Here is a 10,553-nt window from a genome sequence, read left to right on the forward strand (position 1 = left end):
GCCGGGGAAGCGGCCAGCGGGAAACCTATCCATGCACATGCGTCGCCGACCAGGCACCGCGCCCGCCCCAGATTTCATCCGACCCGGAAACCGTACACCCACGCTCACCGTCTTCGATCAACCCGATCGCGAACACCGTCTCGCCCGCGGCCTCCAGCGCCGCCGTCACCGCCGCGACCCGGTCGGCCGAAACCACCGCAACCATCCCGATCCCGCAATTGAACGTCCGCGCCATTTCCCCTGGCTCTATATTGCCCTGCGCTTGCAGGAACGCCATCAAGCGCGGCTGCGGCCACGCATCGGCATCGATATGCGCGTGGCACCCCTCGGGCAAAACGCGCGGGATGTTTTCCAGCAGCCCGCCGCCGGTAATATGCGCGAGGCCCTTGATCGCCCCGTCGGCCAGCACGGGCAGCAGCGCCTTCACGTAAATCCGCGTCGGCGCCATCAGCGCGTCGATCAGCAAGATATCGGCATCGAACAAGGCCGGGCGATCGAGCTTCCACCCCTTGTCCGCGGCCAGGCGTCGCACCAGCGAAAAGCCGTTCGAATGCACCCCTGACGATGCCAGCCCGAGAATGACATCCCCCGCCGCGATATCGCGCCCGGTCAGCACGCGGTCGCGTTCGACCGCACCGACGCAAAAGCCCGCCAGATCATAATCGTCGGCGGCATACATCCCCGGCATTTCTGCCGTCTCGCCGCCGATCAGCGCGCAGCCGGCCTGCCGGCAGCCCTCGGCGATCGAGGCGATCACGCGCTCGGCGACCGCCGGATCGAACTTCGCGGTCGCGTAATAATCGAGGAAGAACAACGGCTCGGCACCCTGCACGATCAGATCATTGGCGCACATCGCGACCAAATCGATCCCGACTCCGTCATGCCGGTTATGCTCGATCGCGAGTTTCAGCTTGGTGCCGACCCCGTCATTGGCGGCGACCAGCAACGGATCGACGAAGCCCGCCGCCTTGAGGTCGAAAAAGCCGCCAAAGCCGCCCAGTTCGGCGTCGGCGCCGGAGCGCCGCGTCGACTTAGCGAGCGGCCCGATCGCGCGCACCAGCGCATTGCCCGCCGCGATCGAGACGCCTGCCTGGGCGTAAGTGTAAGGCTCATTGCCGGGTTTCGTATCGTTCATGATCGTCGCCTAGCCATATCCTGCTTGGATTTCCACGCCTCCTTTGCCAAAAGGGCGCCGTCATGCCAATCCGCCGCTTTTCTCGTGCCTTCCAATTCATCGCTGCGCTCGCGCTCGTCGCGACGGGCGGGCTGGTGATCGCGCAAGTCGACGATCCCGATCAGGGGCTTGCCCCGGCCGACAGTTCGGGCAGTTTCGAGGTTGGCGGGATCGAAGTCGATGTGACTGGCAAGTCGGCCGACACGGCGCGCTATGCCGGGTGGCGGATCGCACAGCGCAAGGGCTGGCAATTGCTCGCGAAACGGCTCGGCGTGGCCGGCGCGACGCTGTCCGACGGTGCGCTCGACGGCGTCGTCTCGGGAATCGTGGTCGAGAATGAACAGATCGGCCCGAATCGCTACGTCGCGCGGCTCGGCATCTTGTTCAGCCGCGCCAAGGCGGGCGCGATCCTTGGCGTGCCCGTCGGTGCGACGCGGTCCGCGCCGATGCTGACGATTCCGATCGAAATCAGCGGCGGCGCCGCGACCGGTTTCGAACGCAAGACCGCTTGGACTGACGCCTGGACGCGCTATCGCACCGGTAACAGCGCGATCGACTATGTCCGCCCGAGCGGCACCGGCGCGGACGGGATGCTGCTCAATCTGGGCCAGACCGCACGGCGCGGGCGCGGCTGGTGGCGAGTCGTGCTCGATCAATATGGTGCCAATGACATTCTGGTGCCCAAGGTCACGCTACGCCGCGAATGGCCCGGCGGGCCGATCATCGGCCAGTTCGAGGCGCGGCACGGACCCGACAACCGCCTGCTCACGCAATTCTCGCTCCGCGTCGATCGCGGCGACGCGCTCGCGGTGCTGCTCGACGCCGGGGTCAAGCGGATCGACGACACCTATCAGGCAGCATTGCGCGCCGGGATGCTGGCAGGCGATCCGAGCCTGACCTTCGTCGCGCCGGTCGCCACCGCGACACCGACCGAGACCGCGACCGATGTGGTGCCGGTCGATCTCGGGATTGATGGCGCGACACCCCCCGGCGGGACCGGTTCGGTCATCACGGTGCAGGTCGACACGCCGACCGCATCCTCGGTCACCTCCACCGAAAATGCGCTGAAAACGGTGCCCGGAGTCCGCTCGGCGGTCACGACCAGCCTCGCCATCGGCGGTGTGTCGGTGCTGCGCGTTGCTTTCGATGGCGATCCGACGGTGCTGCGCGGGGCGCTCGAAGCCCGCGGCTGGAGCGTGGGTGCCAGCGGGTCAACGCTGCGCATCCGCCGCTCGGGCCAGCCGAGCCAAGGCGGGCAGGTATCGCCGCCTGCCGACAATTCGACCGGCTGACATGGTGCAGGCAGCGCAAATGGCCCTCCCGTTCGATTGGCCAGCCGATCCGCGCGACGACGAATTCCTGATCGGACCGTCGAACCAGCGCGCGGTCCAGCAGCTCGAACGCTGGAGCACGTGGCCGGTGATGGCGGTGGTCGTCACTGGTCCGCGCAAATCGGGCCGCAGCCTGCTCGCGCGCATTTTCGCGGCGAAGACGGGTGGCGGGCTGATCGATGATGCCGAGCGGCAGAATGAAACGGCGATTTTCCACGCCTGGAACCGCGCGCAAGAGGACCGCCGCCCAGTGGTGATTGTCGCCGATGCACCGCCGCCGGAATGGCAAATCAAGCTGCCCGATCTGCGCTCGCGCCTGACCGCCAGCCCGATGGTCCGGATCGGCGATCCCGACGAGGCACTGATGCGCGCGATCTTCGAACGGCAGTTCCTGCGCCGCGGGATCGATGCCCGGCCCGAGGTGATTCAATGGCTGGTCGTGCGGGTTGAGCGCACGCATGTCGCGTTGCTCCGCGCGGTCGATTTGCTCGATCAGGCGGTGCTCGAACGCCACAAACGCTTGTCGATCCCGCTCGCGCGCGCCACATTGGAAGAGGCCGGGCTGATCCCCGGTCGCGCCCCCGAATCGACGGAAACCGCATGACTCGCCCCGCCCATCTCGCCAGTATGGATCTCGATGACGACCCGTTCGCGGGAAGCGAGGGGAGCGATCGCTACTTCAATCGCGAGCTGTCGTGGCTCGCCTTCAACCGCCGCGTGCTGGAGGAAGCGTGCAACCCCGCGCATCCTTTGCTGGAGCGGGTGCGCTTCCTGTCGATCTCGGGATCGAACCTCGACGAATTCTTCATGGTGCGCGTCGCCGGGCTGAAAGGGCAGCAGCTGCAGGACGTCGCGCGCTTGTCGAGCGATGGCCTCACCTCGGGCCAGCAACTCGCCGCGATCGTCGCCGAGGCCGATGCACTGGTCACCAGCCAGCGCGACGTGTGGCGTGATCTGCGTCGTCAGCTCGCCGAAACCGGTATCGCGGTGCTGAGTTCGCGTACGATTGACGAGGCCTTGTCGCCCGAGGATCTGCGCTGGCTCGAAACCCAGTTCCGCGAGCAAATCTTCCCGATCCTGACGCCGCAAGCGCTCGATCCGGCACATCCCTTTCCGTTCATGCCCAATAAGGGGCTGGCGGTGATGTTCGACCTCGTCCGCATGTCGGATGATCAGCCGATTCGCGAATTGGTCATGCTGCCGGCACAAATGCCGCGCTTCCTGCGCTTGCCCGGCGACAAAGCCCGTTATGTCGCGGTCGAATCGCTGGTGAAGCGCTTCGCCTCCTTGGTTTTCCCAGGCTACCGCGTCATCGGCGCCGCCGAATTCCGCGTGCTGCGCGATAGCGATATCGAGATTGAGGAAGAGGCCGAGGATCTCGTCCGTTACTTCGCCAATGCGATCAAGCGTCGCCGCCGCGGCCGCGTGATCCGGCTTGAGCTCGAAAGCGGTATGCCGCAGGTCCTTGGCGCGGTGCTGCGCGACGAATTGGGTGGATCGGACTGTTTCGTCACCGAAAGCGGCGCATTCCTGGGCGTCGGCGATCTGGAGGCGATCGTCGATGAAGATCGCCCCGATCTGAAATTCACGCCCTTCTCACCGCGTTTTCCCGAGCGCATCCGCGAATTTGGCGGGGACTGCTTCGCCGCGATCAGCGCCAAGGACATCGTCGTCCACCACCCGTATGAAACCTTCGACGTGGTGCTCGCCTTCCTCAAGCAAGCCGCCGCCGACCCCGATGTCGTCGCGATCAAGCAGACGCTGTACCGCGCGGGTAAGCAGCCCGCCGTCATCAACGCGCTGATCGCCGCCGCCGAGGCGGGCAAGTCGGTTACTGCCGTCGTCGAGTTGAAGGCGCGTTTCGACGAGGAGCAAAATCTGCTCTGGGCCGCCTCGCTCGAACGCGCGGGCGTGCAGGTGGTGTACGGCTTCATCGACTGGAAAACGCACGCCAAGGTGTCGATGGTGGTGCGGCGCGAGGCGGGGCAATATCGCACCTACTGCCATTTCGGGACGGGCAATTATCACCCGATTACCGCGAAGGTATATACCGACCTCAGCTTCTTCACCGCCGACCCCCGGCTGGGGCGCGATGCGGCGCAGATGTTCAATTACATCACCGGTTATGTCGAACCCGAGAATATGGCGCTGATCAGCCTCAGCCCGCGCGATCTGCGCCCGCGCCTGATGCGCCTGATCGACGACGAGATCGCCAATGCGCGCGCCGGAAAGGCCGGCGCGATCTGGGCCAAGATGAATTCGGTGGTCGATCCTGCCGTGATCGAAAAACTGTATGAGGCGAGCGCGGCGGGGGTGGAGATCGACTTGATCATCCGCGGCATATGCTGCCTCAAGCCGGGCGTGCCTGGCCTGTCCGACAATATCCGAGTCAAGTCGGTGATCGGCCGCTTCCTCGAACACAGCCGCATCTGGTGTTTCGGCAATGGCAAGGCGTTGCCCAATGACAAGGCGAAGGTGTTCATCTCCTCGGCCGATTGGATGCAGCGCAATTTCGATCGGCGGATCGAATATATGCTCCCGATCGAGAACAAGACCGTGCATCAGCAGATCCTCGATCAAGTGATGGTCGCCAATTTGATCGACAATGAACAAAGCTGGGATTTGCAGGCCGATGGATCGTATGTGCGGGTCGAACCCGGCGACCGGCCGTTCAACCTGCACCGCTATTTTATGACCAACCCGTCGCTATCGGGGCGCGGTGCCTCGCTCGCGGTCAGCGGTTCGGTGCCGAAACTTTCGCTGCGCAACCGGCGTTGATCGCCTGATGGCGACGCTCCTGTTCCGTAAGCCCAAGCCCGAGACCGTTGGCGAGCCGCGTACCGGCATCATCGACATCGGCTCGAACTCGATCCGCCTGGTCGTCTATCAGGGGCCCGAGCGGCTGCCCGCGATCCTGTTCAATGAAAAAGTGATGGCCGGGCTCGGTCGCGGCCTCGCAGAGACCGGCGCGATCACCGCGTCCGCGCTCGATGTTGCGGCCGATGCGCTCGCGCGCTTCGCCGCGGTCGCGCGCGAGATGGAGGTGACGCGGCTGCGTACCGTCGCCACCGCTGCGGTGCGCGATGCCTCAAATGGCAAGGTCCTGCTCAACAGCGCGCGCGACCTCGCGCTCGACGTCGAATTGCTCTCGGGCGAGCAGGAAGCGACCGCTGCGGGATATGGCGTCCTGTCGGCGATTCCGCTGGCGGACGGTATTGTCGGGGATCTCGGCGGCGGCAGCCTCGAATTGATCCGGGTGCGCGCCGGCCGGGTCCATGAACGCGTGTCGTTCCCGCTCGGCGTGCTGCGCATCGCGGCGGTACGCGCGAAGGGGCAAGGTGCGCTCCAGCGCACCGTCGCACGGTCGCTGCAGGAGGCCGGCTGGCTGCGCAAAGGGGAGGGGCTTCCGCTCTATCTCGTCGGCGGCTCGTGGCGCGCGCTCGCGCGGCTCGACATGCATATCGGGCAATATCCGCTCCCGGTGATCCACCAATATGCGATGTCAGCCGATGCGATTGCGCGGATGGGGCGCACGATCAGCCACGTCAACAAGCCGTGGCTGCGCGCGATTCCCGGCCTGTCGGCGGCGCGATCGGCCAATCTGGGCGATGCGACGGCGCTGCTAACGGTGTTGCTTAAGCATCTTGGCAGCGACACCACGATCGTCTCCGCGTTCGGCCTGCGCGAGGGGTTACTCTATGGTGCGCTCGATCCCGCGGTGCGCGCGCAGGACCCGCTGATCGTCGCAACGCGTGACGAAGGCCGTCGCCATGGCCGCTTTTCCGAGCATGGCGATTTGCTCGACGGCTGGATCGCACCGTTATTTACCCGCGACGAACCCGAAATGGCGCGGCTCCGGCTCGCGGCGTGCTTGCTCGCCGATGTCGGCTGGCGCGCCAACCCCGAATTTCGCGCCGAACGCGGCGTCGAGGTCGCGCTCCACGGCAATTGGGTGGCGATCGACGCGCGCGGCCGGGCGCTCGTCGCACAGGCGCTCTACACCAGCCTTGGTGGCGGTATCGAGACGCCCGAGCCGCTGGGCGTGCTCGCCAGCCCGACGGACCTGAAGCGCGCGGTCCATTGGGGGCTGGCGATGCGGCTGGGGCAGCGGATGAGCGGGGGCCTTGCCGGACCGCTGCAACGCTCGTCGCTGGCAGACGATGGGATGACGCTGACGCTGCACGTCGCTGCCACCGACCTCGCGCTGTATAGCGAGACGGTCGAACGCCGCCACGCCTCGCTGGCGAGCGCGCTGGGGCGCAAAGCGCTGATTACCGGCTAGGATGGCGCGGAAATACTATCTCACCGCCACGTTGCCCGACGGTTATGTCAAGACGATCGGCCCGACCGCGACTGCCTTCACGCACTATTGGCGGATTGTCGCGACGCTTGAAAACGGCAAGACCGAGGTGTTTTGGGGTCACACCAAATCGCCCGCCGAGGCCAAACGCAAACGCGCGGCCGCGGTCGAAGCCGCGACGAGCCGCGGCTGGACACGCTATGTGTTTGAAATGGTCGACCTCACCCGCAGCGACGCGTGACGCTCAGGTGACATCCTCGGTCCGCGTCATCTTGAGCTTGCCGTTCACCACGGCGAAGGCGAGCCGGCCCTCGACCAGATCGAGCGCATCGCGACCGAATTGTTCGAAGCGCCACCCCTCGAGGATCGACAGCCCGCTGCGCTGACCCGCTGCCAGCGCATCGATGTCGTCGCCACGCGCCAGCAACCGCGACGCGACGTCGATTTCCTTCGAGCGGATCTTGAGCAGCAGCTTGAGCAGATCGGCGACCAAGGCACCGTCCTTGCCCATGCCCGGCTTGCGGTCGTCGCGCGAGGGCATTTCCTCCGCCGTCATCGGCGTCGCCCCCTCCAGCGCTTGCATCAGCCGCGCGCCAATGTCGTTCTGCGCCCAGGTCGCCGAGAGTCCGCGCACCTTGGCAAGATCGACCTGCCGCTTCGGCGCATGCCCCGCCAGATCGGCGATCGTCTCGTCCTTGACGATTCGCCCGCGCGGCAGATCCTTGCCGCGCGCCTCGATCTCACGCCACCGCGCGAGCGCCTTCAGGCGGCCGAGCACTTCGGGCTTGCGACTCGGCACTTTGATCCGGCGCCACGCTTCCTCGGGATCGTTGGCGTAATTCTTGGGGTCGCCGAGCCGCTCCATTTCCTGATCGAGCCACGCCCCGCGCCCGGTGCGGCGCAGTTTCTCAAGCATTTGCGGGAAGATCTCGGCGAGATGCGTTACGTCGCCAATCGCATATTCGATTTGCCGCGCATCGAGCGGACGCCTGGACCAATCGGTAAAGCGCGCGCCCTTGTCGATCGTGAAGCCGAGATAGGCATCGACCAGATTGGAATAGCCGACCTGTTCGCCTTGCCCCAGCGCCATCGCTGCGATTTGCGTATCGAACAGCGGGTGCGGGGTCGTGCCGGTGAGGTTGTAGACGATTTCGAGATCCTGCCCGCCGGCGTGAAACACCTTCAGCACGTCGGCATTGTTGACCATCAATTGCAGCAGCGGGGTCATGTCGAGCCCCGGCGCGAGCGGATCGATCGCCGCTGCCTCGTTCACATCGGCAATCTGGATCAGGCAGAGTTCGGGCCAAAAGGTGTTCTCGCGCATGAACTCGGTGTCGATGCAGACGAAATCGGCCTGCGACAATCGCGTACATAAATTGGCAAGAGTGGCGCTGTCGGTGATGAGGGGGTGGATATGCATCTCGACCCCATAGCGAGGGTCGAGCGCCTTGACAAAGGCGGATGAGGAAGGGAGTGCCGCAGTCACATAACGTGGCTGTCATCCCCGCCAAGGGTCCCATCAAAGTAGTACTTTGATGGGTGCCCGAAAGCGGGGACCCATCACCCGCCGTTGGAGCTGGGTCCCCGCTTTCGCGGGGATGACAGAGTTGATGAGAGATTTCGAAATGCACGCCTATCGCACCCATACTTGCGCCCAGCTCCGCGCCGCCGATGTCGGCACCTCGGTCAAGCTTAGCGGCTGGATCCACCGCAAGCGCGATCACGGCAATTTGCTGTTCGTCGATGTGCGCGATCATTATGGCATCACCCAGATCGTCACCGACAGCGACAGCCCGACGCATGCGGTGCTCGATAAGCTCCGCGCCGAATCGGTCGTGACGATCACCGGCGATGTCGTCGCGCGCTCGCCCGAGACGGTGAACGCGAACTTGCCCTCGGGCGAAATCGAAATCCGCGCGCGCGACGTCGTGGTGCAATCGGCGGCGAACGAGCTGCCGATGCCGGTGTTCGGCGAGCAGGAATATCCCGAGGATATCCGCCTGCGCTATCGCTTCCTCGATTTGCGGCGCGAGCGGCTCCACGCCAACATCCTGCTGCGCTCGAACGTCATTTCCTCGCTGCGCCAGCGTATGATCGGCCAGGGCTTCACCGAATTCCAGACCCCGATCCTGACCGCGAGCAGCCCCGAGGGCGCGCGCGACTATCTCGTGCCGAGCCGCGTCCATCCCGGCAAATTCTACGCGCTTCCGCAGGCGCCGCAGATGTTCAAGCAATTGCTGATGGTCGCGGGCTTCGACCGCTATTTTCAGATCGCACCCTGCTTCCGCGACGAAGATGCCCGCGCCGACCGCTCACCGGGTGAGTTCTATCAGCTCGATTTCGAAATGAGCTTCGTCACGCAAGACGATGTTTTTGCAGCGATCGAGCCGGTGCTTCACGGCGTGTTCGAGGAATATGCCGATTGGCAGGGCAAGGGCCGCACCGTCAGTGCGCTGCCGTTCAAGCGCATCCCGTACCGCGAATCGATGCTGAAATACGGCAATGACAAGCCCGATCTGCGCAACCCGATTCTGATCACCGACGTGTCCGAGCATTTCAAGGGCTCGGGCTTTGGCCGCTTCGCGTCGATGGTCGAGGCGGGCGATGTCGTCCGTGCGATCCCAGCCCCCGGAACACATGAGAAAAGCCGCAAATTCTTCGACGAGATGAACAGCTGGGCGCAAGGCGAAGGCTTTCCCGGCCTCGGCTATGCGACGCAGAAGGACGGCGTGTTCGGCGGCCCGATCGCCAACAATCACGGGCAGGACGGGATGCAAGCGATTGCCGCCGCGCTCGGCCTCGGCCCGAATGACGGCATCTTCTTCTCGGCCGGCAAGGAAGCGCAAGCCGCCAAGCTCGCCGGCCTCGCCCGCACGCGCGCCGCCGATCAACTCGGACTGATCGATGACAAGCGCTTCGAATTCTGCTGGATCGTCGATTTCCCGATGTTCGAATATGACGAGGACGCCAAGAAGGTCGATTTCAGCCACAACCCGTTCAGCATGCCGCAGGGCGAGATGCACGCGCTGGAGACGATGGACCCGCTCGACATCCTCGCCTTCCAATACGACATCGTCTGCAACGGCATCGAATTGTCGAGCGGAGCCATCCGCAACCACAAGCCCGAGATCATGTACAAGGCGTTCGAAATCGCGGGCTACACCCAGGCCGATGTCGATCGCGATTTCGCCGGCATGATCAACGCGTTCAAGTGCGGCGCCCCGCCGCACGGTGGCTCGGCGCCCGGCGTCGACCGGATCGTGATGCTGCTCGCCGACGAACCCAACATCCGCGAGGTTATCACCTTCCCGATGACACAAAAGGCCGAGGATCTGATGATGGGCGCACCCAATTTCGCGACGCCCAAGCAATTGAAGGAACTCAATCTGCGGTCGACCGCGGGCGTGGCGACGCCGATCTGATCCCGCTCCCCTCCCGCTTGCGGGAGGGGCACCGTTTAACTCCCCTCCCGCTTGCGGGAGGGGCTGGGGGAGGGCATGGAAGCGCCATGTCCTATGACCTTCCGTCTTTCCCTCCCCGAACCCAGTTCGAGGTCAGATGTGCCCCCGGCACATCCTCGACAGCGCGGGGCGCTGTCGACCTCGAACGCGCAAGCGGGAGGGGAATTTGACCATCCAGCTTTCCGACTACGAATCCGGCAAGGACTACGCTGGCGATTACGATGCCGACCTCGCCGCGCTGCAGGAGCGGCTCGCGCACATTCAGGTCGCGCATATCGTCCACAAGA

General features: G+C 64.9%; 8 protein-coding genes. 6 read left to right on the forward strand and 2 right to left on the reverse strand.

Annotation, left to right across the window (positions count from 1 at the left end; genetic code table 11):
• Positions 1-25: 25 nt before the first annotated feature.
• A complete protein-coding gene (gene purM, locus ABWP09_RS01430; protein WP_353203388.1) occupies positions 26-1,135 on the reverse strand; it encodes a phosphoribosylformylglycinamidine cyclo-ligase in 1,110 nt (369 codons plus the stop codon).
• A gap of 62 nt (positions 1,136-1,197) precedes the next feature.
• Here purM and ABWP09_RS01435 point away from each other — a divergent pair, with 62 nt between their 5' ends.
• The 5 genes from ABWP09_RS01435 to ABWP09_RS01455 are packed head-to-tail and all read left to right on the forward strand — an operon-like array spanning position 1,198 to position 7,046.
• Positions 1,198-2,466, forward strand: a complete 1,269-nt coding sequence (locus tag ABWP09_RS01435) for a heavy-metal-associated domain-containing protein (RefSeq protein WP_353203389.1) — start codon at positions 1,198-1,200, stop codon at positions 2,464-2,466.
• A gap of 19 nt (positions 2,467-2,485) precedes the next feature.
• Complete coding sequence (locus ABWP09_RS01440) at positions 2,486-3,109, forward strand: HdaA/DnaA family protein (protein WP_353203390.1); 624 nt, start codon at positions 2,486-2,488, stop codon at positions 3,107-3,109.
• Positions 3,106-5,283, forward strand: a complete 2,178-nt coding sequence (locus ABWP09_RS01445; protein WP_353203391.1) for an RNA degradosome polyphosphate kinase — start codon at positions 3,106-3,108, stop codon at positions 5,281-5,283. Before ABWP09_RS01440 ends, ABWP09_RS01445 begins: the two co-directional genes overlap by 4 nt.
• Positions 5,284-5,290: 7 nt before the next feature.
• Positions 5,291-6,787, forward strand: a complete 1,497-nt coding sequence (locus ABWP09_RS01450; protein ID WP_353203392.1) for a Ppx/GppA phosphatase family protein — start codon at positions 5,291-5,293, stop codon at positions 6,785-6,787.
• Between the two features lies 1 nt (position 6,788).
• Positions 6,789-7,046 carry a hypothetical protein gene (locus ABWP09_RS01455; RefSeq protein WP_353203393.1) on the forward strand — a complete coding sequence of 86 codons (258 nt, stop codon included), beginning with the start codon at positions 6,789-6,791 and terminating at the stop codon, positions 7,044-7,046.
• A 3-nt stretch (positions 7,047-7,049) separates the two neighbouring features.
• Here ABWP09_RS01455 and rnd read toward each other — a convergent pair whose 3' ends face one another.
• Entirely contained in the window at positions 7,050-8,225 is a 1,176-nt protein-coding gene (gene rnd / locus ABWP09_RS01460; protein ID WP_353203394.1) for a ribonuclease D, read from the reverse strand.
• Between the two features lie 205 nt (positions 8,226-8,430).
• On the opposite strand from rnd, the gene aspS reads away from it, so the two are divergent.
• Positions 8,431-10,227 (forward strand): aspartate--tRNA ligase, encoded by a 1,797-nt coding sequence (gene aspS, locus ABWP09_RS01465; RefSeq protein ID WP_353203418.1) that lies wholly within the window; start codon positions 8,431-8,433, stop codon positions 10,225-10,227.
• The last annotated feature ends 326 nt before the right edge of the window (positions 10,228-10,553 follow it).

Origin of the sequence: Sphingomonas sp. (assembly GCF_040398505.1) — a bacterium.
GTDB lineage: Bacteria > Pseudomonadota > Alphaproteobacteria > Sphingomonadales > Sphingomonadaceae > Sphingomonas.

Bases quoted from the DNA above. Each gene is read 5' to 3' on its own strand.
- purM (WP_353203388.1), bottom strand. From the start codon at position 1,135: ATGAACGATACGAAACCCGGCAATGAGCCTTACACTTACGCCCAGGCA.
- ABWP09_RS01435 (WP_353203389.1), top strand. From the start codon at position 1,198: ATGCCAATCCGCCGCTTTTCTCGTGCCTTCCAATTCATCGCTGCGCTC.
- ABWP09_RS01440 (WP_353203390.1), top strand. From the start codon at position 2,486: ATGGCCCTCCCGTTCGATTGGCCAGCCGATCCGCGCGACGACGAATTC.
- ABWP09_RS01445 (WP_353203391.1), top strand. From the start codon at position 3,106: ATGACTCGCCCCGCCCATCTCGCCAGTATGGATCTCGATGACGACCCG.
- ABWP09_RS01450 (WP_353203392.1), top strand. From the start codon at position 5,291: ATGGCGACGCTCCTGTTCCGTAAGCCCAAGCCCGAGACCGTTGGCGAG.
- ABWP09_RS01455 (WP_353203393.1), top strand. From the start codon at position 6,789: ATGGCGCGGAAATACTATCTCACCGCCACGTTGCCCGACGGTTATGTC.
- rnd (WP_353203394.1), bottom strand. From the start codon at position 8,225: ATGCATATCCACCCCCTCATCACCGACAGCGCCACTCTTGCCAATTTA.
- aspS (WP_353203418.1), top strand. From the start codon at position 8,431: ATGCACGCCTATCGCACCCATACTTGCGCCCAGCTCCGCGCCGCCGAT.